Below are 26,565 nucleotides of genomic sequence, written 5' to 3'. Positions count from 1 at the left end.
TTTTGTGAGACCGTAGCCCGTCTTTCCCGGCATTGCAAGAAAAAATGCGCTTCCGCGCCACGGTTTTGCACGGCCTGGCGAGAGGAAAGAAATGGATCTCTATTCAACGTTGAGCCTATGGCTCACGAACATTCGGTCATTGGCCGAGCTGGACGATTTTTGCCGGCAGATATGGAAGCTCTACGGCGAGGAGTTGCTGGGCGAGGCCGATGCGGAGCGGCTTTGCGAGAAGGCTGAGCGACAACGCGCCAACCTCAAGAAGGCCCCTGCGGATGGTCGCGCACTACCCCGCTCCTCTTATCCGCAACGCCCTCGCAGTGAGCGAGGCCGGCGCGAAGCTGCCCGCGGCTTGCGAGATCCCGTGCGGTGGAGACGCAAGCGGCGTCTCGCTCGCATGCAGGCTATCCGGCCCGAATTCGCCGGCGAGTTCACCGAAGGCGAAAGCGCGGCGCTCTACATCGTCATGTGCGACTGCCGGCAGCACGGCAAATGCGACCGATCCGTAAAAGAAATCGGCGATCGCGCAGGCGTCGGGCCGACAACGGTGCGCAATGCGCTGCGAAAAGCCGGCACGCTCGGCTTGCTGCGCGTCACCGAGCGCCGGCAATGGCGAGCCAGGAACCTGACAAATCACATTGTTGTCGTGCATCGGCGTCAGATCGCCTGGATCGCGAAATTTCGGCCCAATCTCGGCCTTAAATTTTATCCGACTGCCTTCAAAAAAGCGGCGTCCACAGGAAGCTCCCGCAATAAATATAGCAAAAGACCGTTTAACAGCCGATCCGACTGGCCCCCGGACGGGTTGAAGCCATTCCCCAGTCACGCATCGCCGACCGGCTGACGCGTTAGCCGCCAAAACCACGCTTGCCGCGGAACCCCTAAAAGCGGCACGAGGCTGTTTGAAAAACAGCCCTTGCGATCGGCTGCGCCAAGTCAGGCCGGTTGATGCTGGCTGTCGGGTTCCCGAAACAAAAAGGTCGCCGGATCGCGGCCGAGCGCCTCGCCGACGGCGGCGATCGTGTCGACGCTGATATTGCCGCTCGCGCGCTCGAGCTTGGTGAAGGTGATCTCCGACACGCCCAGGACCTCCGCCATTTGATAGCGGACCAGGTTGCGGCGCTTGCGCTCGCTGTCGATGATGGCGGCGAGGCGCGCGCGGATCGATTTTTCGGTGAGCTTATGTGCCCATGGTTCCACCGCCGCGTCGCCGACCAGAAGTGTCGCGATCGACACCTCGAGCGCCTGGGCCATCTGTTCGACCGTGCGCAACGTCACGTTGTTTCGTTTTCTCATGGTGCGAATGTAGGTTCGGTATGCCAGCCCTTGACCAGGCGACGTCTTGAACAGTTCCGCCATGTGTTGATGGCGAAGCTTTCGCCTGCGGCGCTCGGTTTCGAGGAACCAGGCGATATTGTCCCGAAGCGGGTTGTTCACCTCGCCCGCTTCGTTTGGCAGCATGAATCTATGTATTCGCACGAACCCGCCTGTTCGGTCTGCCCTTTTCCTTGAGCAAAATCCATAGTAAAGTGTCAAAAACGTTTCAGAGAGAAAGAGCCATCACCATGCTCAAATGTCTGATTATGGGCGCTGCCGCGATCGCGGGTGCCGGGTCTGTTCCCTCCCAAGCATTCGCATCCGAGTGGGGCTGCCAGGTCCTGCTTTGTCTGTCTGGTGACTGGCAGGGTACGCCCTCCTGTCATCCGCCGATAGATCGGCTGATCGACGCCATGGGCTTGCCGGGCTTTTCGTGGCCGACTTGTCCGCAGGCCAATTCGTCCGGGGCCCGCTACGATCCGTACGAGGCCTGCCCGCAGGGGTGGATGCCTTACGCACCGACTAGCGACCGGCCGGGACAAGGCCAGGCCAGCATGTGCCGAATCGCGGCTGGCAATCTCGGTCAGCCTGCCAACTTTGGAGCGCGGCATGGTCAGGCAGACGGAAGTCCGACGGGAACCGTCCATCTCGGCGACCGCACCGTGCCGGTCCAGCTTACTCATGTCTCCAGCGGAGCACATAACGATCGAACGACCACCCATTACGACATTCAACGCCCGCGCCGCGCGAAGCCTTACTACATCGATTACGACGACGCGAACGGGCTGCGGCAGCGCACCTGGTTCAACCTTAGCAGACCATGATCCCGAGTCACCCCGGGCGGCTAAATTAGTGGTAGGAAAAGAGGCAGTTACCCCGATGAAAAGCGTCAACAGGTTCACCATTCATGGCAATCTCGGGTCGGTCGCGCCCTTCGACAAAAGCACCAAGGTCAACATTGCCACCAATCGCAATTGGCGCGACGAGCAAGGCCATCCCAAGGAAGCCACTGATTGGGTCCAGGTGACGGTCCTGGAGGAGAAGCAAGCCGCCTGGGTGGCGGAGAACGCCAAGCCCGGCGATGTCGTCTTCGTCGAAGGCCGCATAAGCAACAACTCTTTCAAACGAAACGGCGAGACAGTCTATACGACGGACCTTATCGCGTCGACGTTCAACGTTTTTCCGAAGCCGTAATCATGTTCAATGCGGGGGCCCTTATCATGGCGGCGGCATCCGGAACATTGGTCGGCATAGGCGGCACGCTCGCATTCTATCCGGCTCAAGGCCAGCTCTCCGCGGCGATTGCGTCCGAGCCGGCACTGTGTGCGAAACTGGCCGCGGCCGGCCTTGAGATTCCATCGCCGGCCGAGGCTTTGGACGCTTTCCGGCGAGCGAAAAATACTGATCAAGCGACGTTGCGCATCGGAGAGTGCTCGAAGAACATCATGGGTCCCGGCGTGCAATGCGCCGTGAAGTATAAGCTTCGCACTTCCTGGAAAGGCGAAGGTGATGGCCTGGTCGCATTCTCCAGGGGACCCGATGGCTGGCAAGCGATGCAGCTGCAATAATTGTCTGCTAGCGAACATCTGGTTTTGTTCAGTTCCGGCGTCGATCAGCAAACCCTCGAAACCCTTCCTGCAGTGATCACCTCGCGAGCGGCACCGGGCCTATCTGACCCGCCATCCGGTCCGTCGAAGCACCTTCTTTTGTGTCGCCGCAATTCCCATGCCCAAAGAGCCGGAGCCGGAGCGCGCCCCCACTAGCGCCGTAGGGACGGCGGAGGCCGGAGAGAACGGGCCGCCGGCGGTTCCGGCTGTACAGAAGCCGTGCAGCGCTTTGGCGCGGGCCCGGTTCGCGACGCTCACTTGTGTGGGGTGCAGTACACGCCTTGGGATTCCAAAAGGACGGCGCCACCCTTCAATTCAGTGAGGGCACCCACCCAGGCGTCGGAATAGGTGCGACTGGCGTCCACCGCCGTCAGCCAGATGACGCGATTGTCGGCGAGTTCCACCTTGACCTCGCTTTGGAGAGGGCTGCCTTGCACTGTCTGCTGATAATGCCGTTTGATGCGGACATCGCCGCTCGCAAACTCGACGTTGTTGCTGTCGTAATTGAGCAGGAAATGAGCATCCCCTTGAGCGACCTTGCAGGAGCCGTCGCGCTCACACACAATTTTCGCTGCCGTCGCGCAATCCCATCGCAGCCCCGCGGGCCACATCGGATTGCTGCCGGCCTCCTTGGACTGATCACCTTGAGCGGCGGCGCCGACGCTCGCCGCCGCCGCTACGGCCACCAATACTGCCCTAATCATCCGTTCCGCACACCTTACTGTTCGGCACCATCAAGATCAGCTCGCGCTGGCGCATCATGCCGACGGACGCAAGCGCGCTGTAATGCGCCAGCGTGGCGGCTGCCGCATCAAGCGCGGCCTCGCAGCCGTCGCGCGTCGAGATCTCGGCCAAAGCTGCCCTGAACATCACTGTCCTGTCCGGTTGATCGCTCATAAATTGACACTACACTTTGGGTTCAGTTATGACAATTGCCGGGCAGGCGGTTGGCATAAAAAGCGGTTCATCGAAGGTCCCCCGAGCTATGATCATATCTGCCGCTATCGCCAAAGGTGGCACTGGCAAATCGACCCTGCTGCGCGCGCTGGCATCCGTCGCCCTTAAGCGCGGCTACGCGGTGACACTCATCGACGGCGACGTTCGCCAGAACATGAGCCGCTGGGCTCAGATGCTCAAGGAGGCCGGCAATCGTCCCGAGACACTCGAGCTCGTCAGCGCCACGAAGCCGCGCGAGATCCTGGAGGCGGCGGAACTGCACAATGGCGAGCGTAGCGTGGTGCTGATCGACACCGAAGGCACCACGAACGACAATCTCATGGCCGGGCTATTTGCCGCCGATATCGTCGTGGTGCCGATCTTCTTTGCGCTCGATGACGTGACCGCCGCAATCCAGATCACTGACCACTACATTCCGCTCGCGGTCGAAACGCGCGGCCGGCCGCTGCCAGCCGTGTTTGTCCTGACAAAACAGACCATCATCGATGCGAAGGCGAGAGCCTTGAGCGAACTGCGCGCAATCATTCAGGCGAACGGCACGCCGATCGCCGACCATGCGCTGCAAAACCGTGTCGCCTATCGCGACCTGCAAAGCGGCCAGACACTCTACAGCCCAGATCAGCCCGACGCGAAGGCGATTGCCGAAAGTGAAGGGGTCTTCGACGATGTCCTGAAGACCTTCACCGAAGCAATGAGGCAGGCCGCATGACCGACAAGAGCTTCCCGGAGTCACAGGACGACAAGAAGGCTCGCATAATGAGAGCGATCTCCACTGAGCCGCCGGCGCTACCGAGCATGTTCATCGCTCCCAAGTCCGATCCCGCCCCTCAGCCGCTTGCCGCCGCATCCGCGGCGGCATCGGAGGCCGAAGCTGCGCCAGTGTCACCTCGGCCGGATTTCCGCAAAATGCTGCGACAGGGCCAGAAGAAGGATCCGGTTGCCGGCAAGAAGATTCGCGACGAGGAAATGGTACGCTGCGGCTATTACCTTACGGCCGGGGAGCAGCGCCAATTCAAGCTGCTCGCGATCAGCAACGGCCACAGCATGACCGAGTTGCTGCGCCAGGCGGTGCAGGACTACATCAGGATTCATAAGCACAAGCTGCCGAACGATTAGGTCGGCCCGCTCCGCGGCATCCGCCGCGGTGAGGGTTAGCAGAGAATGCTGGAGGCCCATCGGCGAGGCCGCGCCATCGATGCCTGGCCCTGCGCAAGTCGGCCGTGCCTGTTGGCCCCGGTCGCGTGGCTCAGCTTATCCGCCTTACGTAGCCCATGGGGGTCGCGGCGATCCCGATCGCACGAGCTCATGTCCCTGCTCCTTGCGATCTGTCTCCATGTCAGCATGATGATTCCGCAGCAAGCTAACATGCTGAAAAAGAAACATGTCGCTAAGTCGGCTTGTCGCTAAGTTGACGATGCAATATGTTTCCGAGGGAGCATGTTTCCTTGCTAACATGTGCAGATGATTTGGAAATGAAAGCTGGGGTGATTTAGAGTACCACCGCAAAGATATTTGATGATGTTGTTTTTGTCTTTGGCAGGATAGCCTTTTTTGTGTTACACACGAAAAAAGGACGGCGCGGCCCAAGGGCCTTAGCGCCCGCAAGCGGGCTTGAAGATGAGACCCAACAACGGCCAAACAGAAACGCAGAACGCATCCCGGCGCTATGGCGACGTCCTGCATGTGCGCTTCTCGAGCGTCGAATTGGAGCGGCTGCGCACTATGGCTGACGGTGAGTCGGTGACGGTCAGCGAAGTCGTTCGCCGCCTTGTCCGCGCCGAGGCGGGCTTTCTGCCGGCAGCGACGGGGGAGCTGCGACCGTCCATTGAGGAGGCCACCGACCAGCTTCGGCGTGTCGGTGTGAATTTCAATCAGGCGGTCCGCGCGATGAACGAGGGCCGGGTGCCGTATGACGAAGACCTCGAGCGCGCCTTGATCGCCATTGGCGAGCTCGTTCGCCGGTTCCGCGAAGAATTGAAGGCGATGATTGCGAGGCCGCGGAAGCGCAGCGAGGTCAAGGCATGAGCGGTCGTCTCGCCGGATATGCTGCCGAAATCGAACGCTATCTGCGGATGCCGGGCGCTGGCGATCTCGAGGAGCTTAACGATGATAAGCTTTTGCAAGCGGCCCGTCGGGAGACGGCCGATCGTCAAGCGATGAACATCCGTGCGAGTGGCGTGACCCAGGCCCGCGTGGCTTCGCCTATGGCCGGCGTGGAATCGTCGATGGCGAGGCACCCGGGAGCGAGCTCCTGCGTCGCAAAGGCACCTGTTTCGTCCTCAGGTCGAGGAGGACCGCTCAGCGCGATACCGCTGTCTGTGGGCACCAGCGGGAGTCTGCGTTCATCCAGCGACGCAAATGGGGCGATAGCGATTTTCGGCCTCGCACTCGGCGCCTTCGTCAAGGAAGAGGAAGAAGAATGGCGGCGCCGTGGTGGGGGCGGCGGAAGGTCGGGCGCGCTCCCGTCCGCTCGACACTTCGCGCGGCCAACGCGAGAGGCGAGAGCGGTTGCGGCGCGAGCAGCCTATGCCGCCGGCGCGCAGCCGGCGGTGTTCAAGGTCCTGTCGAGCGCGGCCAATGGCAAACAGGCGGGCGCCTTGCTTGCCTATATCGGCACACGCGCCAATGAACAGGGCGAGAAGCGCGATATCGAGATCTTCACCGATAGCGGACAGGGGCTTGCCAATGCCCAGGACCGTCGCGGCTTCCTGCACCAATTCACGGAGACATTCGAGCCGCAGCTTAAGAATACGAATTTCATCGAGGTGCGGTTCGAGCTCGCCGGCGACGTCACGGACGAAGCGCTTGGCGAGGCTTTGAACGCGGCCTTCGGATCAAAGCCGTTCGTCTATGCTCGCACGGGCGACAGCGTCGCCGTTTATGGCCACACGGGAGAACGCGCCGGACCACTTGCCAAGATCTTAGCCGCCGGGCGGGCAAATTCACGCAGCAAAGCGCTCGGCAAGATCGAAGCAGGCTTGGACGAAGCCATGGGGAAGGCCGGTATTCGCGCGGCAGCGGAAGTGACCGCGGCCGTCGGGAACGAGCGAAAGGCGCAATATTTTCTGCAAAAATTCATTCGGGCGCACGAGCAGGTCCGTCGCGCGAATGGACAGGCGGTTTCCAGCAAACAGCCAACGAAGGCGGCCACGGCGATTTTTGAGGAATGGCGGCCACAACTTTCCGGCCGGGAGCGGCGCAATGCCTATCACCTGCTTTTCTCTGCCCGGGCTGGTACGGACGCGCAAGCCATCATGGCGGCCGCCCGTGCGGTGCTCGAAGAACGCGCTCCGGGGCACAAATTCGTGCTTGCACACCATGCCGAGACCAAGCACGTCCATATCCACGCCATGGTGCAGGCGCGCTCGGCCGATGGCGAGCGGCTGACATTCTACAAGGCGGATCTCCATGCCTGGCGGGAAGCGTACGCTGAGAAGGCGCGCGAACACGGAATAGCGATGGCCGCAACCCGCCGGTACGATCACGCAATGAGCCGACCTTATACGAAGGAACATGCGGGCGCCTACAAGCGCGCGCAGCACGATCCGCGCTACCAGGTCAGTGACAAGACGGTCGCGCGCGTGGAGGATAAGCGACAGCGTCGAATGGATAGCGGGTTGCTCGTCGCCAATGGCGGAGCGATCGCCGCCGTGTGGCAGCAGACGGCCACCGTGATGCGGGCGGCTGGCGTCACCGGCCAAGCGCTGACCGCAGCCCAGGCGATCGGTCACACTGTCCTCCAGGTTCATGCGCGTAGGGGAGGCGAGGAGCCGGCAGATGCCCGCTCAAAGTACGGCGGGGGACCGAGGCTAACCCCGTCGTTCTTGTCCCATCCCGGCATGAAAGAATTGACCAGGCTGATAGGAGCTACCGAAATGGCGCAGACACCTTTGGAAATGCGGCAGAAGATGGCGCGTGTGAACCAGGCGTTGGATCAGATGCGGGACACGCTTCCCAATGCTGAGCAACCCCGTTTCGAGCAATACCGCGATGGCGTGAACGACAAGATGCACGATCGACTGGCCCGCCTCCAGTTCGAGCAGCAAAAGGGTGCAGGTGGAGCCGGCGAGGCCGCGCCCCAAAGGGAGGCGCGCGGCCGCGATTTGCCGGCCCGAGACGATACGCGTCAGCCCGAAACCTCAGGACCGCAGGCCGAGAAGGCGCGACGGCGTGTTCAGCAGCAAAAAGACTCAGCCAAGCAAAAGGGCCGGCAGGCCGACGAACAGGACCGCAAGGCGCAGCGCAGCCAGGACGACGAATACGAGCGCTAAAGCATTTGGGCCGCAACCGCAGCCCGTTGCGAGACAGAGACATGCCCGAATTCAGCAATGGACTTGGGCGCTCAAGGCCTCGTCGTCTTCGACCGGCAACGCAGCAGCGAGTAGCAGCACTGGAGGTGTGGCACCCCGAAGGGACCGAAATTCACGATCCTTTATGACGCCAACGGCAATCAGTTCCAAGGTTTGATCAATGAGAAATAGGCCTTGTGCGCAAAGCTGCTGAAACGAAACCTTTCCGCTCGTGGGAGCCTCAGAATTTGATCTGCAGCCTTCGTGCGCGATCGCGGAACGCGGCCTCCCCGCCCTCGAGGATGTCGCACACCGTTTTGCGGATATCCGCCTCATCGAGACCGCCAGACCGGTAGGTTATGCCCGGGAGGCCGCTGCCGCTCATCTCCGAGACGTTGGCGATGATCACCTGGTCGGCGTCAGTGTTGATGACCAGATTGGCGTTATGCGTGACCATTATCACCTGACGATTGCGCTTAGCGCTCCGGAAAAGTGGGACCAGTTCATCGTAGATGGATTTGGGGTCCAGATTCTCCTCCGGCTGGTCAATGACCAAAGGCTTGTCATCAGCATCATCCAACGCGAGGTACAGGAGGATCAGGACAATCCCGCGGGTTCCGGGGGAAAGCTTTTGGATGTCGACGCCGTCGTACTTGATGCCGTACTCGATGGAGATGTGGTCCGAGCTGTAGAGCCACTGCGCAAACGTTTTCAACCATTTGCGTTGTTCCACTGGATCTCGGGGGCTCGGTTCGAGCAACTCCTCCCGATGTTTGTCCCAGAAACCTTCGACCGCACTGGCGATCGTGTCCGCATCCTGAGACTCCCAAGCGCCCTTCAGCTCCTTTGTGGCATCGTCAAGCAGCGTGCCTTTCCTGCGAAAAGGGCCGGTGCGCAGGTCAAAGAGTTCCTTCTCGGCCTTGTCAGCCCACGCCTTCACATCGGCGACCCTCGAGACCGTGAATGAAAGCCTACCCAAGGTCCCGCCCTGGGTGGCCAGTCTCACCATGAGCGGTGCGTAGAGATCCCGTAGCACAGCTTCTTCGGCGAGAATGGCCTCAAAACAGCGCCTGTAACCTTTCTTGCGCGACTCTATCAAATCACTACGGCGCTTCGAGGCCGCCTCGCAGTCTGTCAGCTTCTCTTTCAGAGCAGCAAGCTTGGCGGTCTCCTCTGCGATCCGCTTGGCGTTGAGAGAAAGTTTGTCGGCAGTCTGCCGGTCGGCAGCGACGACCTTCTGAATTCGCTCGATCTCCGCCTCCAAAACCGCCAGGGGGATCCTCACCAGGTCGGCATCGTCAAGGACATAGCTTCCGTTTTCCAGCAGCTTGGGCGCAGAGCCCTTCCAGTAGGCAAGCTCTTTGGTGGATTGGGCGGCTTTCGCTTTGATCGCGTCATCCACATCGCCGCTGAAGTCGAGAAGGAACCTCTCCCAAGCAGCTTCATCGAGCTTGCTCGCGGCATGTGCCTCTTTCAGGTCGCGAAGATGCTGGGGCGCCCGGTTCTGCCGCTGATCAACGACGTCGTTCTGAAGGTTCTCAAGTCCAGCCTGTTGTTTGGCATAATACCGGAGGTAACCCCGGACCTTGTCGGCGGCACTAAGGAGATCCTGGAGCCTTTGGGCGACCGCAGCGCTGGTCGTCGAAGGGACCAAGGCGGATCGGTCCTTCTCATACCCTTTGATGACGGTTTCCTTCTCGGCAATCTGCTTCTTGAGACCGTCGACGGCCAGAATCTTTTCCCGCTCCAGCGCGATTTGTTCAGACATCGCGCTGATGGCAGACTCTTCTCGCTGCCGCGATTCCCGAAGTCCTTGGGCGCGGAGCTCCAGCAGCTCGTGGAAATTCACCGCGCCGTCGCGATCCGTGTGGGCTTCGAAGATGACCCGCTCAATTTCCTTGATCATCTGAGGCATGCCCTCTGGAGAGCAAAGCCGGTCGACGAACTGCTGCGACAGATAGCGGACCCGCGGAAAACTATCCCAGTCCGCGCCAGGTTGATCCAGACGCTTCGCCGAAGTTGCTTCCCCACTCAACCAGTGGACCAAGACCTTCGCGTTCTTCAGATGCTCACCTGCCCTTTCGAGAAACGACGGGCGTTCTTCGTCCTCAACATAGGCGTCGCATCCGGCTGCGATCATATCGGCAAGCGCTGTCTTACCGGACCCCCTCGCCCCAATGATGGTTACCAGTCCCGGATTCAGGCCGATGGCCGGGGTGCGGGCCCACGGCGCATCCAGAATCTCGATGTGACTGATTGTCTGCGACTCTGATGACCATGCAGGCGGATTCGGGCCTACATAGGCCCTATCGGGATCGATACAGGCCTGCCGCAGGCCGTCAAACGTTGCCTTGCCCTTGATCCAGCAAAGGCGATCTTCCGCAGGCTTGCCAACGAGCGACATTTCATGGGCATCACATCCCCATAGACAAGGCTTGAGGGCGCCATAGTCGTCTTGGATCTCCTGGGGCGTTGCTGCAGGGCCTAAGCCAAGCCAGAAATCCCGCTGCTTGGGGCTGCTGGCAAAGATAACCTGGGCAAATTTTTCAATCTCTTGTCTGACCGCCCGGTCGGCGGCCTCCCGGACGCCTGAGGTCCCATCGGCATTGCCCGATACGGCAACGATGATGTTGTCGCGAGCCCACTCCATGCTCCTGAAGGCTGCCTGCAGTCCGCTGCGGGATACCTTGAACTGGGTGACCCCCGCCCGCAACGCCGAGGCGTTGTCACTGATCGACCGATCCATACGCTTGCCAAGCTTCGTCAGGTCGTCGGGCGTACAGCTGTATTCATCATCCGCGGTCGAGAACTTCAGATGCCGCAGAAACCTGTTCAGTTCCTCAACGTGCCCCGGATCCTCGGGACTGACGAGGAGATGGATGTTGACGAAATGGCCCTTGACGGTCCCTATCTCGAGCCTCAACTCGACATTGGGGAAGAGAAGATCGCATTGCTTCAGGCGGCCGGCATCCTTGGCCGCTTTTACCCGCTGGTAGGACGCGGTGACGCAATAGTCGGTGATGCCAATCGCGCGCATCGCCGGCGTCGCAGACTCAAGGGCATTGAGATAGGCCTCAAATCCCTCGGCCGGATAGCGGTCTTCCAAAACGGTACCTGGCGCGTGGATATGTGGCTCCCACCGCAGCCAGTCAGAACCTTTTGACAACATGGTGACTTCTGCCCCCCCGCCAGAACTGTGAAATGCAGTCGGCACTTCAGCAAGTGATTCGCATCTGCTCCACTCGCGTTTATGCTTGCTGGCGGCTCAGCACATTGTCCATTCCAATTACATAGATCGCCTTTCGTCCGGGACGACCTCGGCTTCTCGGTCGGTGACGGACTGTGGTCGACAATCGGGTTTGTTCGCCGCTTCGCTGCTGGTTTCCGCACCCTATGCAACCCGGACATCCAACTTTGGCTGAGATGTAGCGCCTTGCATGGATTGACATCGCCTCGCTACGCTTGTCGGCGGAATTAATCATCCACAACGTCCGGCAATTCTTCTGCGATAACGCTTAAATTGCGGTCGAACGTCTCGGGGTCGGTCGACTGCGGACGGAAGGATTTGGCCTGAGCAAGAATGGCCGCAATCACGGCCTCTTTTTGCGGCGAGATCCTGGTCGACGCCGCCCGGGCGGCCAAAGCCGAAAAGTCGACAGCCTGTGGCGAAACGGGCGCCGCCGTTTCCGACGGGATATGGGTCGCCTCAAGCTCATTCTTTTGTGCGGCGGGAAAGCGACGGCGAGCGACTGGCCGCTCGGCACGTCCGATTTTTGCAGCGAAGGTCGCACCGCGCTGCAGCCGCGACTGTGTGATGCCGGAGCGGTAGCGTGGCCCGACTGGCACGATCGACTGGACGGACGGAGAGGGGAGGGCAGCGGCGGCAGTGACTGGTTTGGCGTGCTGTACGTTCGCCGGGAGCGCCATGAACGCCCGCCTGGAGAGCTCCCGATCAGCGAAATAGAAATTGCGAGTCGCAAGGATTGCATTTTCGCCGCGCGGCAGAATGACGACCTTGTTCTTGTCCATGGTGCGAATTTCGTCCGGACGCATCAACGGCCGACGAACTTGCTTGCTGTGAACGGAGCGCGTGTAATAGGTGTCGAAAAGGCTGGCCTGCGTCCTGGTGACGTCCTTCTGGGGTTCGGACGTTTCGCCTATCTGCTCGGAGACGTAGCGCAGATCGTCGGTCTCCTGGGCGCCGAAGAAGATCTGGACTCGGGCAGCGTTGATCAGCGTTTCGCGGCTTTCTTTCCGGTAGATCTCGTCGACCGATTTGAGCGACTGCACGAAAAACCACATCGGCACGCCGTGCCCGCCAAGGACGGTCGCCATGTCCGTCACCTTCTCGAGCTTGCCGAGGTTCTGAAATTCATCGAGCAGGACAAGCACCTGGTGCTCGTCGGGGCGCGGCATGGATTCGGACATGAAGTTCATCATCTGCGTGATGAGCACATTGAAAAGCGGGCCCAGCGAAGCCATCTGCTCGCGCCGGAAATCGAGATAGAGCGAGACTCGCTCGCTCTTGAAATTGCGGATGTCGAACGAGCTCCGCGAGGTTGCCCGCATCAGCCGCTCGTTCAGGAAGGGCGCCATGCCGGTGCGCACGCCGGCATAGAGACCGGAAAACTGCTTCTCCGCCATATCCACGTAGGGGAGAAGCGTCTGCAGCGTGAAATCGGACACTTCATGCCGGCGGGTGTCGCGCAGGCTCGCCAGGAACTCCAGGATCGGCTCGTCGACGCCGTTCATGATCTTGAGGATGGTGGCGAAGCTGCGGTTTTCGTTGGCGATCCGCGGGGACTCCATGACGTAAGAGGCAATGCCGGTGAAGAGGAGGCGGGCATCGTTGACCCAATAAGGGTCGGCGTTGGCAGGTGGCCGCGGAAAGAGCGCGGCCGCCATGTTGCGCAGGTCGATGTCCCGCTGAGCCGAATCAAGCGAAATAAAATCCATCGGATTATAGAAGGCGGTGTTGCCATCGCGGTCGGCCGGCGCGAAGCGGACGACCTGGCTGAAGGTGGCCCGATGGCCGGCCGTGGCTTCATAGGTCTCCCCGCGCAGATCGAGCACGACCAGCGAATGGGGCCACATTAGCGCGTTCGGGATGATCAGCGCCGCGCCTTTGCCCGATCTGGGCGGTCCAATGACGAAGCCGCCGACGTCATCGCCGTCGATCCAAAGTTTCTTGCCGCCGCGAACTCTGGGGCGCGTCAGCCGCAATTTGCCGGTGCGCCGATCGCGGTGCGGGGCAAAGACGTTGACCAGTCTGCCGCCGGCGCGTCCGATGAAGATCCCCTTGGGCTTCAGCAGGCCAGCCCGGCGAACATCGGCCATCGACATGAATTTCGCGTCGTTGCGCTTGGCCGGCCGCATTAAGAATGCGATGACGAGGGGCAGGACGAAGCCGAATAGGGCCGCGGCGCTGGCGTATTGCAGCTTTGCGAAGCTTCCAGCTTTCAGGTCCGTCCAGGCGTAGGCGAAGACCGGCCGCGGGTCCGCATTCAGGCTGTCGAAAAGAAAATGCGATCCGGTCCTGTACCAGTCGGTCGCCGCGTATGCGACCACAAACAGCAACGCGCCCAGCGCCACAGCCATCAAGGCCAGAAAGGTCCTGCCGGCGATCTTTTCCATCATGCGACCTCGTCAGATCGTCTCAGCCTTCGTGAACTTGATTTCGCTGATTGATCGGCGTCCGCCGTCGCCGCGCACCATCTGCACGACGACCGGGATCACCTCGCGCAGATAGTCGAGGATCTCGCTGTGAGAGAGCCCGACATTGCTTTGCATGACCATGAGAGCCAGGCGCTCATAGGCCGAGCGGGCTGAATTGGCGTGAACGGTTGTCAGCGAACCGGGATGGCCGGTGTTGATGGCTTGCAGGAAGGAAAATGTCTCGGCACCGCGAAGCTCGCCGAGCAAGAGCCGGTCGGGCCGCATGCGCAATGACGCCTCGAGCAGCTGTTGCGGCGTAACCCTGGCAAGGCCCTGATCGCCTTTCGAGGCAAGCAGCGTCACGGTGTTGGCCGTCGCCGGCTTGAGTTCTCGCGTATCCTCGATGGTTATGATGCGCTCATGAGAGGGAATGATCTTCAACAACGCATTGAGGAACGTCGTCTTGCCGGTCGACGTGCCGCCGGAGACAATGAGGGAAATCCGATTGCGAACCGCGTATTGCAGAAATTTCAACGGCGAGGTGTCGTTGAGCATCTCGGCGAGCTGCTTTTCTTCGGCCGAGAGCGCCAGGCCACTACCCATCTCGGTCTGTTCGAAGGCGCCCATCTTGGCGTAGTCGCCAAGGGTCATGTCCATGATGACCTGCTTGCGGATGGAAAACGCGCCGCCATCGGGGGCCGCCGGCGGCAGCACGCATTGAAAGCGCTCGCCTGAAGGGAGAGCTGCCGAAAGGACCGGGGTGACCTCGTTGACGACCTGGTTGGTGGCCGAAGCAACGCCGACCGAGACCGAGCGAATCCAGTTTCTGGTGAGCTCGCGTTTGACGACGTGCTCCATCTCCTTTGTACCCAGGCGCTCGATGAAAACTTCGCCGGGTCGGTTGACGGCGATTTCGGAAACCGCTTCTTCCTCCATGTAGGGCCAGATCGGTTCCAGTTCGGCGCGCAGCACCGGTGCGCGCGCCCAAGGGTTCGGCACAGGCTGCACATTCATCTCACCGGACTCCCGTAGCCTGGATAATCCGGATCAGCCCCCGACGTCGGCGCCATGAAGAGCGGCGTCGGATCGACGGCCTTTGCCGGCTTGCCGCCGCGCTTCAGTCGAGCCAGCTCCTCTTCTACCGGATCCGAATAGAGCTCGGAAAAATCCAGATCCCGGCGCACGAAGACGACGATCGGCGTCCCCTGGTCGACATAAATTGTCGGCGGGATGTTTTGTGTGTCGCGGAACGCTTCTTGTGCCAGCTGCTGCAGCGCCGTGGATGATTTGTCGAAGGCGATGCTGCGGGCGTCGCGTTGGGAACCGGAGCCGCCATAGGTGGTCGTGACGGTCTGCCCTGTCACCGGATCAACGGTCGTCACCTGCCGTTGCTGGCTGTCGCTGCCATTATCGGCCAGGGAGGACAGGTACTCCGAAACGCCGCCAACGACCGAAAGCATGATCGCATTGCCATAGCGTTCGAGCCAATGCGTATCGACGCGGCCACCGAGACCGCCCCGTCCGAGACGGTCGGCGCCAGGCGAGGCGATGTCGACCGAGACGCCGTCGGAACGGATGACGCGGTTCCAGACGATGAACACACGCTTTTGCCCGCGCGCAATCCCCGAACGATATTCGCCGGTCAGCCGAGACCCCTTCGGGATCAGAATGCGACGGCCGTCGAGCGCATAGACGTCTTCGCGCGCCACCGCGCGAACCATGCCGGGCAGATCGGTGTTGATGGCGGTTTCCAGAAATCCGCGGATCATCGTGCCTTCAGGGATCAAAGCATCGGTGCGACGGAAAACCCGCGCCTTCGCCATCGCGTTCGAATGTGTTTCCGATTGCGCGAGGAAAGCTTTGTTCGGGTCGTTGTCGGCGCCCGGCACCGGGACAAGCTGACCGTCGGCGGCGATCTGCGCCTGGGCCGGCTGATCGTGCGCGGCGGCCGAGTTGGCTTCCTCGCTGGTAATCATCTGGTTCGACCGCAGGCGCTCCCACATTGCCTTTTGCCGCTCAGCCTCCTCGGCCTTGCGGCGCGCCTCCTCGTCGGCCGCTTGCTTGCGGCGGGCCTCTTCTTCTTCGGCTTTGCGCCGAGCCTGCTCGGCCGCCAATTGGGCTTCGATGGCGCGCCGCTGCGCATCGAGATCAGCGCCCTGCTCAACCGTCTGATCGACATTGTCGGCCTGTTGCTTATTGGCTTCGCCTTCCGCGGGCGGCGGAACAACGATCTGGTCGATAGTCTTGTCGGCCGCTTGTGGCGTCTCGGCCAGCACCGGCGGGCGAAATTCAGGCGGGTTGAAATTTTCGCTAGCGGTCGAGGCCGCATCGCGAGAGCGCGGCTCGCGGGGCCAGTTGATCCAGATCAGCGCGATCGCAACAATCAGCCCTGCGGCGACCATGGCGGCTTTTGCACCCACTCCGGCATAGCGTCGAGCGACGGTCGGACCGCCATCAAGCTCGTTATAGTCGATGTTGCTCATCTAGCGTCCCCTCGCGGTCGGGGAGGAGAACGGGCCGGACCCGCGCACCAGCTTCTTCGGCCCGTAGACGTCAGAGACAGGATCTGTCTTCGACGGCCGGGTTCGATTGTAGAGGCAGAGCGTTTTGCCGTCGGCCCTCAGCGTGAATTGCCGGCCGATCTTGTCGACGATCGTGTATTTTCCCTGGGTGCGCTGATTGACGAGCGATTCATGGCCTTTTTCGTCGACGACGAAGATGGCCGGAATGTCGCCGGTGAACTCCAGGAACATCTTGGTGCCGTCGTCGAACGCAACGCGCGGTTTCAGGCCATCGTCGCCGATATAGACGTAATTGTAGTTGAGATCGGCATAGTTGAGGTTCTTGAGATCGGGATCGGCGGCGCTTTGCTGGGCCAAGGAGAGCAGGCGCGCGTCTTGATCCTCATCCGCGTATCTGAATCGGACCTGGAACGACGCACGGTCGCGATCGCTGTCGGTGGCTTTGAGCAACAGCGAATAGACGCGCCGGTCGGTAACGACGTTGACGTTCGTCCAGGCGTCCCGTTCGAGCGGCTTGATGAAGAGAAAGCGCGAGCCGCGTTTGGGCACAATCGACCAGCCTTTCGTGTCGCCGGCCGAAACGGTCTCGATGACTTCGGACGGGCTGAGCTCGATCATCGTGGAGACGCCGAGGGCGGCATTGACCGTGGTCACATTGTCGTTGTCGAAAGGCACGTAGCGAATACGAAAGTCGCGCGCCGCAGCTGAACTGGCCGTGCCAAGCAAAATCAGCAGGGACAGGGCGGCCCCAATGTGGGTCTTCATTGCGCGCTCCCTGCCGTCGGCGCCGACTCCTGATCGCGACGGTATTCCATCACCTGGAAGCCGAGCGGATTGTCGAAGCGCCATTCGTTTTTTATCGGCGTCGTCGTGTAACGGAATTTCACCACGGCCACCCAATTGTCGGTCGTGGAAGAATTCTCGCGACGCGTCGTGGTCGAAAACCGCACCGACGCGGTCGTGCTGTTGAGCAGGGACACCGACTTGACGTCGACGGAAACGGTGACGTTGCGCCCGTAGACCTTGTCGAGCGATTGGGCGTTGGAAGGCGTGTAAGCCCAAGTCAAATCCCTGGCCGCCGTTCCCGTCGAATAAAGCTGCGCAAGATCGTAGTTCTGCTTGATCTCGCGTGCGTCATAGGTTTCGCGGGCGCGAATATAGCGAACGAGATTGGCGGCCGTGACCGCCTCATTCTGCGACAGATCGCCGGGTTTGAGCGCGCGCGCAACTTCGAGATATCCGGTTGTCTTGTCGACCTCAATCACATAGGGCTCGAATTGCTTGAGTGGGAGGATGAGCACGAGCGTCAGCAACGACAGCCCCGCAACCACACTCGCGACGCCGCTGACGAGCCAGGCCAGCGTGCGCGAACGTCTCAGAGACCGGTGTGTGTCGTCTTCCCAGGTCGCGCCGGCCTGATAGTAGCGCTCGTCAACGAGTTTGCCGGTCTCGGCGGGGATGCTTGCCTGTATTTTTGTCACTTTACTTTAGCCTTATTGCCAAACTCCCACTGCAGCCCTGAAGCCGCGCCTCTTAGGCGGATGCCTGCGCTTCTAAGCCAATGGTCTCGCGTTATCGCGCGCCGCCTGCTGAATGGATGACCGAGCCGCCTCGCTGCTGCGGGATGATCTCAGCCGCTGCCACCGGGTTGCGACAAACCTAGCTCCGGAATAGCGGGCAACATTGCTGGGCACATTGCCGTAGGAGCGGTATGCGCCGACCGTGCTTAGATACCCGCCGCCGTTCAGGATCGAGGCGATCGCCGGGATCTGCATGAGCACATAGATGCCGATGATCGTGACCAGGACGAGCGGCAGGACCATCGACATCTTGTTGTCGACGCTGGCGCCTCCCGACGTGGCAGTGTTCAAGGCAAGATTGACCAGCGAAAAATAAAAGCCCAGGAAGCCGTAGATCAGGATTTGCTGGATGATCAGATAGGTGGTGAGCGAAATGAATCCCTCGCTCATCCGCGTTGACCACCGGTAGAGCCAAAGCACAATCCAGATCGGCGCCAGCGCCAAAGTGATGAACAGCATGATCTTGGCCGCGATGATTGCGGCGATCGCAAGCGCCGAAAAAATGATGGCGGCCAGTAGCACGATGGTGGAAAGCAGCGCACCGAATATGTCGTAAAAAGTGCCGCTGTAGACCTGATTGGCAACGTCCTGGGCACCTCGGTAGAGATTGTCGATCAGGGCTGGGATCGCATCTTGATCCGAGAGCTGGTTGCCGGTGGCGCGCGAGACGGCCCCGACGATGATCTTGCCGATTTCGCTCGGCACGGCCTGCACCAGCTTGTAGATCGTCTCGGAAAACGTGCCCCAACCATTCAGCAGCAGATAGATGACCACCGCGCGTCCGAGGCGATATGCCGACTCGATCGGGGAGATCGTCTCGCGGCCGCTGAGGATCGAGTAACCCCACCAGATGATGTAGACGGTAAGCATGAGCGCGTATACATCCCCCAGCGCATAGCCAAGCTGCATGTAGACGCTGGAAACAAAGCCCTTTCCCACGTCGTCGATGCCTCCCAGAATGCTTGTCGCCAGGCCGTTCATTCATCCTCGACAACACGATCGAAGGGCGGGGCGTTGACCGGCTTCAAGGGCCCGCAGCTCGCATCGCCCACATAAGCCAGCGGCGCGCAGGGCGCCTTGAGCTCGCGAGCTGGCCGGGCGCAACCACTCACCATGACAATCGCGACCGCGACGGCGACCACACCGGCCCGCCGCCACCAAGGCGGTATCAGTTTCGCACACACGGTCAACGATCAGTTCCCGCTTGTGCCAAAATTCTGGAACGGATTGATTTGCGTCGGCGTCATCAGCTTTTGCACCTGGCTTTGCCGCAAAAGCCGCGTCTTCATTTCCTCGTTGAGCGCGGCGACGGCACCATTCTGCACGCCGATGAGCTCGTTGACCGCACGCGCGTTCTCAAGCTGCATGCGCGTGTTTTGATCGACCGAGCCTTTGACGTCCTCGGCCTGTCCGATCTGGCCGCTGGCCGACTGCAACGACTGTTCGCGTTGCGCGACCCCTTGCGAGGCCTGCGAGGTGAGGGCGCTCAACAGCGACGCGACGTTGACGCTGCCGCTATAGGCAGTGTTGACGGCACTGCTGCCATCGCCGGTGAGTTGCTGGAGCTGTTTGACCAGCTGCAGGCCGTTGATCACCGCTCCGGCGATCTTCTGGATTTCCGGCGACAGCCCGCCGAAGGAGAGGGCGCCGCCATTGAGGATCGAGCCGAAGCTCGGCGCCTGCGCAATCGACATGTTGCCGCCCAGGCCCATTTGGCCGATGCCGAGAGAGCCGTTGCGGCTGCCCGTCAGGGCTTGCAGGATCTGATTGCTCTTCTCGAGGATGTCCTTGTTGGAGCCCATGATCGAATTGGTGTTGTCCGCATTCTGGCGGGCAATGTCCAAATTCGCATTGTCGATGACGGCGATTTGCGCATGAGCGGCGCTCGCCAGAAGTGCCGCCCCTGCTGCGATAGCGATTTTTCTCACATCAGCCTCCTATTCCTGGATTGCTTCGATCGCGCGCGCCGCGCCGGTTGGATCGGCGTTGATCTGCACCGACTGTGCGTTCCCGGAAGCGGTGTGCGCGTTCTGGCTGGCACAAGGTAGCCATTGGTTTTGATCGATCCGTAGGCGTTGAAGCTCGGCCGGGTCGCATGAAAATGGATTTGGGGATCCTCCTTGAGGCGGGGCAATGATGCGCGCGGTCTGCGAGGCTCCGACGTTGTTCAACGAAAGAAACTGACCGAGGAGGGCAGTGAAGTCAGAGGCCTGACTGATATATTGGCCGGTCACGCCGGCATTGAGACTTCGAGCGGACGAGTTCAGCTCCCAGGCGTCCTTGTATTCTTCAACCTGTCCGACGCCACCGCTAAGCGCGTCGATCTGCGAGGAATTGGCAGTCATCTGTGCGGAGCTGGTGTTGAGGCCGGCCGCGGCCTTGGAGAGGGAATCGAGGGCGCCGCTTTGGGCAACGCCGCCAGGTCCGCTCGATGTCACGATGCTGATCGCCGGCGGGGACGCCGCCGGCGCCTCTCCGCTGGAGACGTAACTGTCGAAGGTGCCGTGCCATCGGCCGACGCCCGAGGCCCACTCAGCTCGTTCGGCGGCATTCGAGCCGTTATAGAAGCTCGCCAGGCAGCTGTAGTTGCTGGCGCCACACTGCGCGACGCCTTTGCCGAGATACTTGACCCCACCCTCGACGTTTTGCTCGTTGATGTCGCGATCGAACCCGAGCTGCCTGCCCGTTCCCTTTGTCAGTTGCATCACGCCCTTGACGCCGGTGTGGGAGCCGGCGCAGCTGTCGAGGCGGGATTCCTGGTAGGCGACCGACAGCGCCAGCCCCTCCGGAACGCCATATTTTTGCGCATAGTAGCGGATGAGCTTTGCGTTCTCGGCGTCGCGGCTCAGCGCCTCGCCAGGCGAGCGGCTGAACATTTGCGACCTGTACTTGTTCGAATAGGTGCAAACGAGGCTCTTTTTCTTCTCCTTTTCGTCGGATTTGGTTTCTTGCGATTTCGTGCTGTGCTCTTCGTCCTGCGCGCGCTTGTCCAGGTTGGAACCGTCGATGACGGCGATCTGGGCCAGCGCCGGGAGAGCCGTGATCTGCCCAGGCATGATCGCGACCGCTGCGATCACGTTGCTAAGCCGCTTCTTCATGCTCGCTCTCCCATCCGCAAAGGTATGGCAGCCACGCTTCCGGCTCCTGCCCGTAAGTCTCGCGCAGCCGTTCGCATTCCTTGATGTTGGCTTCGTTGGTCGACAGCACCTTGATGAGGTCGGGCATGGCCGAGAGATCGAGTTTCGCCACGATGGAATCGCTGTCGTGCTTGACCAGGAAGGTGCGCGTTTCCTTGGCGGTGCGGCGCACGAACTCGAACTCTTTCGCTGTCAGCGAGAAGCGCGCCATGTAGGCGTCCTTGCTCGCCTTCGGATTGGGGAAAAAGATGTTGGTTTTCGTCTGCTCGATCAGCGAGGACGAGATGGACGAGTTGACCACATCCTCGGCCGTCTGCGTGCCAAAGCCGACGACACCGTTGCGCCGGCGGATCGTTTTCAGCGTCTCGTTGATGAAGGCGGCAAACACCTCGTCATCGAGCAGCTTCCAGCCTTCATCGAGGAACATGAGAAGCGGCGTGCCGTCGATGATCTCTTCGAGCCGATGGAAGATGTAAAGCAGGGCGGCCGAGCGCAATTTTTTGTCGGCCAGGATTTTTGTCATGTCGAACCCGACCACCGGCTTCGAGAAATCGACGAGATCGACGGGGTTGTTGAAAAGCCAGCCCTTGTCGCCAGGATCGAGCCACGGTTCAATTCGCGCCGCGAGATCGTTCATCCCCGGCGCCAGCGAGCCGCGCAGCACTTCCGGCAGCAGCTCGAACGTGCGCTGTTGGCGCGGGATCTTGTAGACCTTGTCGACGGCCGTGTTGATCACGCGCATTTCCGCCACGTCGAGCGAACCGTCGTCTGGGGTCAGGATGTAGCGCAGCAGCCCCTCGAGAAACGTGCGGTTTTCTGCCGTGTCATCCAGCTGGAGCGGCGCAAAGCCGGTGGCCTGCATCGGCTCCATCACCTCATAGCGGCCGCCGAGCGCGCGAATAAAGAGCTCGGCGCCGCGCATGTAGTCGAAGTAGACCGAGCGGGGTCGCGGCGAAATCCGCATTGCCTGCGCCATCAGGAATGACAGCACGACCGTCTTGCCGGAACCGGTCGGTCCGAAAACCGTGAAATGGCCGACGTCGTGGACGTGAAAGTTGAAATAATAGGCTGTCTGGCTTGTCGTCTCGAGGAGCGCGATCGGCCGCTTCCAGTGCAGTCCCTCACGCTGGCCTGAGGGAAAATTGTGGCCCGAGAACAGTCCGGCAAAGTTCAGCGACGAGATCAAGGCGCGGCGCGCAATGTAGCTGAAATTGCTGGGCAGCTGTGCCCAAAACGCAAGTTCGGTGTTGAGCGTTTCCCGCACCGGCACGATCGACATGCGCGACAGTTCGGCCGTGATGTCGGACAAGGAGCGGTTGAGCCCTTGGACGTCGGCAGCGAGCGCCATCACCGTCATGTGGTGCTGCCCGAAAACCACCTCGCCGCCGGCAAGCTTGTCAGCGCCGGCATGCACGGAATCCTCAACCGTGGTTCCCGCCTCATCCGAACCGCTGACCTGGTTCGAGATGGTGTTGATGCGGCGCATGGCCGTCACGCGATCTTCAATCGCGAATGACTGCGTCAGGATAAATTCATGCGGCAGCCGCAAAAGGCCATCGAGCGACCCGGGTGCCGTGAAGGGCGGGTATTCCTTGATGGACACCATGGCGCCGATCTTGCGTTCATGCGCCCCCCTGATCTCCAGAGCGGATTTGCCGAAGAAGATTTGTCGGGTCGCACAGGCGCTCGCCAAACTCATGCGCGGCAGCGGCATTTCCACATCCGCGCCGCCGGCAAGGACCTTGGCGATGAACTCGGCAGGTTCGGAAAACACGCTGTCGCGTCGCGTCACCACGCCCAGGAGCCGCGCGCCATAGGCGGAAAAGTCCTTGGTGACGCCATTGAGGACATCGTGCAATTCGGCGATGGCCTCTTCACGAGTCTCTTCGCCGGCCGTGCTGATGCGCAACGCATTGAGCGCCTTGTCGACCCAGCCGACGCGCCCGACCATCGGGCGGCGGATGAGCGTCAGGAAAGCCTCGTTGACGAACAGATTCTTCGAGCCCAACTCGTCCATGTAGCGGGCATCGAGCTCCGCCACGAAAGGATTGTCGAAATCCCCTTCGATCTCTGGTGTCACATGACGCCGGATGATGGTCGCATAGGCGGCAAAACGGGACGTGGAGAGATTGCGGAATGTCGTGTTGCGATTGAACATGCGGTTGTTGAGCTCTGCCTGATCCATGGTCTGGAAGGGCAGGCCGCTGAGCTGAATGACGCCGAGCAGAAAGCCGCTTTTGGTGACGACCAGGTTGTCGTCGACATGGCGCAAATAGGGGACATGGGCCTCGACAGGCTTTTCCCGCTTGCGCGCTTTCGCGAATTTCAGGTCGGCGTTCACGCTCACGGCGAATAGCTCCTGGCGCCCCAAAAGCCCGAGTTCGCGACCGCGTCCCGTTTCGACAGTCGGCGTTCGACTATGTGGAAGATGTACGGGTCGCGCTGGCACAGATAGGCGCTGATCAAATGGGTCGCGCTGAATAGACCGAGGCCGAGCGTGAAGCTGCTGGTCGCGATGAATGCGATGACGGCTGCCATGCCGTTAAGCGCGAACACCTCGTAGCGCACGCCCCATTTCATCGGCGGGCGCGTCAGAGGCAGGCTTACCGGCTCGACATAGACCTCTTCGTCCTCCATCCGTCACGCGCCTCCAGCGGTAGACCGGATGGAATCGACCAGAGCTGCAGCACCGAAGACCAGAGCGATGCCGATGATGATCGAAAGCGCCATCATCCATACCAGCCTGCCGGTCATGGCAAGGAAGCCGAGAAAGCAAACGGCTATGATCCCGAAAGATCGAGCAATGCTGCCCTGCAGCACACCTACGAACCATTCCAGTACGCCCTCGACCGGGGCGGCTGACTGCGCGTATGCGCTCGCCGGCGCGAGCGCCGTTCCGATCACCGCAGCGGCCATAAACTGGACGGCGAATTTGCCCGCCTTTTTATAATCCATCGTCATCTCACTCCTTTTCAGTTGCCAAAATCCATGACGTGTCCGTCTTGCCAGGCGACGCCATCGACCGCCTCGGTTGCGGCTGCAGGACGATGATCAACAGGGTTGGGAATGGGAGCCTTGATCAGCTTGCCGAGCTTCCAGCGATTGAGCACCTTGACCACATATTTCGTGGTCTCGTCGTTCACGGGGATGCCGTTGGCTTTGTAAACGTTCTGCTCGCCTGCATTGTAGGCCGCCAGCATCAACAGCGGATCATGGAACTCCTCATAGAGCGCTTTCAGATAGCGCACGCCGGCACGGATATTGGCTTTCGCGTCACATCTGTCGGTCACACCGAGACGCGACGCTGTCGCCGGCATGAGCTGCATAATGCCGAGAGCGCCCGCGCGAGACGGGCCTTGATTGCCGCCCATGTCGCTTTCCGCCCAAGCGACGGCCTCCGTCAGATCGGGATCGAAGCCCTCTTCCTCGGCGATCCGGCGCACCAAGGCCGCGGCCCGCCCGCGATCCGTCGGCGCACACCCGCCGCCAATCGTCGAACCGTGATCAGCGTCCGAACGGGTCGAAACCGCCGGGCGGGCCGGCAGCGCAAACGCCGCCGCGATGCGCGTGGAGGTCGTGTTGTCCGCATGTGCGCCGAATGGCGCCGTGGCGGCTGAGAGAGAAAGCGCAAGGGCGATCCGGTTTTTCATTGCGCTACCGATTTTGACATTTTACTATGGGTACATGGTGCCAAAGTAAAGTGTCAATACGAGAAGCAGAGTCGAGGCCATTTTTCCGATGAAGCAGTTTTTCTTCCTCGCGGCATTGTTGCTCCACAGCACCGTCCTAGGCGCCGCCGATCTGGGCACGAACGAGCCGCATCCGTTCGTGCAGCCGTCGACCGCGTATCTGCACAAGTTCGCCAAACCTGGCGAAAAGACCTTCGTCTACGAGCGCTACCACGCACGCGGAGGCCTTTTTCAGCGCGACGTAACAGCGCTAACCAAGCCGGTGGAGATCACGTCCGCGACCGAACGCGTCATAAACGGCGTCACCTATAGGCTGCGGGGCCTCGCGGCCTGTCCGAAGCCCAAGATCACCTACAAGGCTGAGGAGTGGGATTGCACGAAAGCCGTGCGGGACTACGACGAGGCCGTCTATAACACCCGTGCATCCGTCGTGTTGTGCAAGACGCTGGTCCTCAAAAGCCAGCCCAGCGTTCCGGACGCGGTTTCGTGCTTTGCGCTCGTCGGGGCCGGCAATGCCAACGATCCCTATTCGGTCGCTTACGACGACGATTCCATGGTCTTCTTCGACATGGCTGCGATCGGCCGCAATAAGGAGGGCAGGTCCCTGCGGCCAGATCTCGAACATGCCTCCGAGCTCGGCAAACAGTTCCAGACCGATGAAGCGAACTAGCCTCGCCGCGCTCTTTACACTCACGTGCGCTCACGCCGTGGGCGCCGAAGGCGCCGCGCCAGTAAACGCGACAGCCGCGCCCTTCCGGGTGTCGAAAAGCGTCGAACTGCTGACCGGAGATACGTGGCGCGACCGCGGCAAGCTCTACCGGCTTTATGGCGTGCAATCATGCTTGCGGGGCACGATCGCCCTGGATGCGAAGGGCAACGAGCTCGATTGCGGCAACGTCTCGCTCGCCCACCTGGCCGCCTTGTTTTCGACGGCGGCCGTGACCTGCCAGCCGATCGCCTTGGCGCTCGACAAAGCGACGTTTGTGGTATGTGGCGCGAAACTCGACGGCAATACGATCGACCTTGGGACCGCCCTCATCGCGGCCGGCTACGCGTTCGCTGCCACCGACCAGAAAGGCAACACCGTCAGCGCCAGCTATCTGGTGGCTGAGCTCAACGCGAAGATGAAGGCGGATGGTCTGTGGGCGACGAAGTTTCAACATCCCATCGAAATTCTGCTGAAACGGGCAGGGGAGCGCAAGCAATGAACCACGAGGATCAATCGAGCCGCTACTACTACCCTGTCGATGGCCGCACGGACGGTGCCATAGCCGGGGCGTTCGCATTCATCGCCATCATCGCGGTGCCGGCGCTGACCTATGCCGCATGGCACGCGTTCGCGTCTTGGATGTCCGCCCTCTTTTCTTAGATTTGAAAGTCCACGAAAGATCGCAGCAGCTCATGCAAGTCATCCGCATCCACGTCGCACCAACCGTCGTTCATCAGCCGCGCGAAATATGCGGCCTTCATTTTCAGCTCGCAAACATCGGCCACCGGCGCCATCGCTGCCTGGCGGCGGACAAGCGCCTCGTCCGCCATCACGGCGTCAAGCCGTGGTCCGATCAGCGCGGCCTCGGCCTCTTCGGCCTGCATCAACCGTTTTCCGAGACTCTCCACCTTTGCCACGGCATGGCGATGCGCCGCGATCAGATCCACGACTCCATCCGCCTCTCGTGGCTCGCCATTGCTGCTGCACACAAGGTGGATCGGCATCGACTGCTCCGAGTGGTTCGGCTCCTCCCGCATAACAAGACTGTCCCGGTCCCGCCGCGGAAAAAAGGGATGATGGCATCCCTATTTTTCCGTCGCGAAAGA

The 26,565-nt window shown here is 61.0% G+C and carries 28 protein-coding genes; 11 read left to right on the top strand and 17 right to left on the bottom strand.

The window, feature by feature from the left end; genetic code table 11:
• Positions 1-91 precede the first annotated feature (91 nt).
• Positions 92-841 carry a hypothetical protein gene (locus tag AC0L2A_RS10680; protein ID WP_473608720.1) on the top strand — a complete coding sequence of 250 codons (750 nt, stop codon included), beginning with the start codon at positions 92-94 and terminating at the stop codon, positions 839-841.
• A 92-nt stretch (positions 842-933) separates the two neighbouring features.
• Here AC0L2A_RS10680 and AC0L2A_RS10675 read toward each other — a convergent pair whose 3' ends face one another.
• On the bottom strand, positions 934-1,356 hold the full coding sequence (locus AC0L2A_RS10675) for a helix-turn-helix domain-containing protein (RefSeq protein WP_473608719.1): 423 nt from the start codon (positions 1,354-1,356) through the stop codon (positions 934-936).
• Between the two features lie 206 nt (positions 1,357-1,562).
• Here AC0L2A_RS10675 and AC0L2A_RS10670 point away from each other — a divergent pair, with 206 nt between their 5' ends.
• Genes AC0L2A_RS10670 through AC0L2A_RS10660 form a run of 3 tightly spaced genes read left to right on the top strand, consistent with a single transcriptional unit; the run spans position 1,563 to position 2,882 of the window.
• Positions 1,563-2,138, top strand: a complete 576-nt coding sequence (locus AC0L2A_RS10670) for a hypothetical protein (protein WP_473608717.1) — start codon at positions 1,563-1,565, stop codon at positions 2,136-2,138.
• Between the two features lie 55 nt (positions 2,139-2,193).
• Entirely contained in the window at positions 2,194-2,508 is a 315-nt protein-coding gene (locus tag AC0L2A_RS10665; protein ID WP_473608716.1) for a single-stranded DNA-binding protein, read from the top strand.
• Positions 2,509-2,534: 26 nt separating this feature from the next.
• Positions 2,535-2,882: a hypothetical protein gene (locus AC0L2A_RS10660; protein WP_287100234.1), complete on the top strand. Its 348-nt coding sequence runs from the start codon at positions 2,535-2,537 to the stop codon at positions 2,880-2,882.
• A 293-nt stretch (positions 2,883-3,175) separates the two neighbouring features.
• On the opposite strand, the gene AC0L2A_RS10655 is transcribed toward AC0L2A_RS10660, so the two are convergent.
• Entirely contained in the window at positions 3,176-3,607 is a 432-nt protein-coding gene (locus AC0L2A_RS10655; RefSeq protein ID WP_287100235.1) for a hypothetical protein, read from the bottom strand.
• 10 nt (positions 3,608-3,617) lie between these two features.
• Complete coding sequence (locus tag AC0L2A_RS10650) at positions 3,618-3,818, bottom strand: hypothetical protein (protein ID WP_190234312.1); 201 nt, start codon at positions 3,816-3,818, stop codon at positions 3,618-3,620.
• Between the two features lie 88 nt (positions 3,819-3,906).
• On the opposite strand from AC0L2A_RS10650, the gene AC0L2A_RS10645 reads away from it, so the two are divergent.
• The 4 genes from AC0L2A_RS10645 to AC0L2A_RS10630 all read left to right on the top strand — a co-directional run bounded on the left by AC0L2A_RS10645 (position 3,907) and on the right by AC0L2A_RS10630 (position 8,149).
• On the top strand, positions 3,907-4,587 hold the full coding sequence (locus tag AC0L2A_RS10645; protein ID WP_287100236.1) for a ParA family protein: 681 nt from the start codon (positions 3,907-3,909) through the stop codon (positions 4,585-4,587).
• Positions 4,584-4,994 carry a hypothetical protein gene (locus AC0L2A_RS10640; protein ID WP_473608714.1) on the top strand — a complete coding sequence of 137 codons (411 nt, stop codon included), beginning with the start codon at positions 4,584-4,586 and terminating at the stop codon, positions 4,992-4,994. Before AC0L2A_RS10645 ends, AC0L2A_RS10640 begins: the two co-directional genes overlap by 4 nt.
• Positions 4,995-5,495: 501 nt before the next feature.
• Complete coding sequence (locus AC0L2A_RS10635; protein WP_473608713.1) at positions 5,496-5,903, top strand: MobC domain-containing protein; 408 nt, start codon at positions 5,496-5,498, stop codon at positions 5,901-5,903.
• Positions 5,900-8,149 (top strand): relaxase/mobilization nuclease domain-containing protein, encoded by a 2,250-nt coding sequence (locus AC0L2A_RS10630; protein WP_473608712.1) that lies wholly within the window; start codon positions 5,900-5,902, stop codon positions 8,147-8,149. The genes AC0L2A_RS10635 and AC0L2A_RS10630 overlap by 4 nt, the downstream gene beginning before the upstream one ends.
• A gap of 259 nt (positions 8,150-8,408) precedes the next feature.
• Here the strand turns inward: AC0L2A_RS10630 and AC0L2A_RS10625 are convergent, their stop codons facing one another.
• The 13 genes from AC0L2A_RS10625 to AC0L2A_RS10565 all read right to left on the bottom strand — a co-directional run bounded on the left by AC0L2A_RS10625 (position 8,409) and on the right by AC0L2A_RS10565 (position 24,504).
• Entirely contained in the window at positions 8,409-11,336 is a 2,928-nt protein-coding gene (locus AC0L2A_RS10625) for a TrlF family AAA-like ATPase (RefSeq protein WP_473608710.1), read from the bottom strand.
• Positions 11,337-11,641: 305 nt separating this feature from the next.
• Positions 11,642-13,804, bottom strand: a complete 2,163-nt coding sequence (locus AC0L2A_RS10620; protein WP_473608709.1) for a type IV secretory system conjugative DNA transfer family protein — start codon at positions 13,802-13,804, stop codon at positions 11,642-11,644.
• A gap of 9 nt (positions 13,805-13,813) precedes the next feature.
• Complete coding sequence (gene virB11 / locus AC0L2A_RS10615; RefSeq protein ID WP_473608708.1) at positions 13,814-14,836, bottom strand: P-type DNA transfer ATPase VirB11; 1,023 nt, start codon at positions 14,834-14,836, stop codon at positions 13,814-13,816.
• A complete protein-coding gene (gene virB10 / locus AC0L2A_RS10610) occupies positions 14,833-16,305 on the bottom strand; it encodes a type IV secretion system protein VirB10 (RefSeq protein ID WP_473608706.1) in 1,473 nt (490 codons plus the stop codon). Before virB10 ends, virB11 begins: the two co-directional genes overlap by 4 nt.
• Positions 16,306-17,109 carry a TrbG/VirB9 family P-type conjugative transfer protein gene (locus tag AC0L2A_RS10605; RefSeq protein ID WP_473608704.1) on the bottom strand — a complete coding sequence of 268 codons (804 nt, stop codon included), beginning with the start codon at positions 17,107-17,109 and terminating at the stop codon, positions 16,306-16,308.
• Positions 17,106-17,825: a VirB8 family type IV secretion system protein gene (locus tag AC0L2A_RS10600; protein WP_473481897.1), complete on the bottom strand. Its 720-nt coding sequence runs from the start codon at positions 17,823-17,825 to the stop codon at positions 17,106-17,108. The genes AC0L2A_RS10605 and AC0L2A_RS10600 overlap by 4 nt, the downstream gene beginning before the upstream one ends.
• Before the next feature lie 72 nt (positions 17,826-17,897).
• The gene (locus AC0L2A_RS10595; protein ID WP_473608703.1) at positions 17,898-18,905 is read right to left on the bottom strand and encodes a TrbL/VirB6 family protein; all 1,008 of its coding nucleotides are present in this window, start codon (positions 18,903-18,905) and stop codon (positions 17,898-17,900) included.
• A gap of 212 nt (positions 18,906-19,117) precedes the next feature.
• Complete coding sequence (locus AC0L2A_RS10590) at positions 19,118-19,852, bottom strand: type IV secretion system protein (protein WP_473608702.1); 735 nt, start codon at positions 19,850-19,852, stop codon at positions 19,118-19,120.
• 9 nt (positions 19,853-19,861) lie between these two features.
• Positions 19,862-21,022 (bottom strand): transglycosylase SLT domain-containing protein, encoded by a 1,161-nt coding sequence (locus tag AC0L2A_RS10585; protein ID WP_473608700.1) that lies wholly within the window; start codon positions 21,020-21,022, stop codon positions 19,862-19,864.
• Positions 21,006-23,408, bottom strand: a complete 2,403-nt coding sequence (locus AC0L2A_RS10580; protein WP_473608699.1) for a VirB4 family type IV secretion/conjugal transfer ATPase — start codon at positions 23,406-23,408, stop codon at positions 21,006-21,008. Before AC0L2A_RS10580 ends, AC0L2A_RS10585 begins: the two co-directional genes overlap by 17 nt.
• Entirely contained in the window at positions 23,405-23,698 is a 294-nt protein-coding gene (locus tag AC0L2A_RS10575; RefSeq protein WP_473608698.1) for a VirB3 family type IV secretion system protein, read from the bottom strand. Before AC0L2A_RS10575 ends, AC0L2A_RS10580 begins: the two co-directional genes overlap by 4 nt.
• 3 nt (positions 23,699-23,701) lie before the next feature.
• Positions 23,702-24,016 (bottom strand): TrbC/VirB2 family type IV secretion system protein, encoded by a 315-nt coding sequence (locus AC0L2A_RS10570; RefSeq protein WP_473608696.1) that lies wholly within the window; start codon positions 24,014-24,016, stop codon positions 23,702-23,704.
• A gap of 17 nt (positions 24,017-24,033) precedes the next feature.
• Positions 24,034-24,504 (bottom strand): lytic transglycosylase domain-containing protein, encoded by a 471-nt coding sequence (locus AC0L2A_RS10565; protein WP_473608750.1) that lies wholly within the window; start codon positions 24,502-24,504, stop codon positions 24,034-24,036.
• Between the two features lie 295 nt (positions 24,505-24,799).
• Here AC0L2A_RS10565 and AC0L2A_RS10560 point away from each other — a divergent pair, with 295 nt between their 5' ends.
• Genes AC0L2A_RS10560 through AC0L2A_RS10550 form a run of 3 tightly spaced genes read left to right on the top strand, consistent with a single transcriptional unit; the run spans position 24,800 to position 26,119 of the window.
• Positions 24,800-25,420, top strand: a complete 621-nt coding sequence (locus tag AC0L2A_RS10560) for a cystatin family protein (RefSeq protein WP_473608695.1) — start codon at positions 24,800-24,802, stop codon at positions 25,418-25,420.
• A 37-nt stretch (positions 25,421-25,457) separates the two neighbouring features.
• Positions 25,458-25,958, top strand: coding sequence for a thermonuclease family protein (locus AC0L2A_RS10555; protein ID WP_473608694.1), 501 nt, complete (start codon positions 25,458-25,460; stop codon positions 25,956-25,958).
• Complete coding sequence (locus AC0L2A_RS10550) at positions 25,955-26,119, top strand: hypothetical protein (RefSeq protein WP_473608692.1); 165 nt, start codon at positions 25,955-25,957, stop codon at positions 26,117-26,119. Before AC0L2A_RS10555 ends, AC0L2A_RS10550 begins: the two co-directional genes overlap by 4 nt.
• Here the strand turns inward: AC0L2A_RS10550 and AC0L2A_RS10545 are convergent.
• Complete coding sequence (locus AC0L2A_RS10545; protein WP_128176383.1) at positions 26,116-26,406, bottom strand: hypothetical protein; 291 nt, start codon at positions 26,404-26,406, stop codon at positions 26,116-26,118. The genes AC0L2A_RS10550 and AC0L2A_RS10545 overlap by 4 nt on opposite strands.
• Positions 26,407-26,565: the final 159 nt, after the last annotated feature.

This window comes from Mesorhizobium sp. WSM4844 (assembly GCF_055811775.1).
Note: the sequence above shows the minus strand (reverse complement) of the source record. Positions and strands in the feature narration are given on the sequence as shown.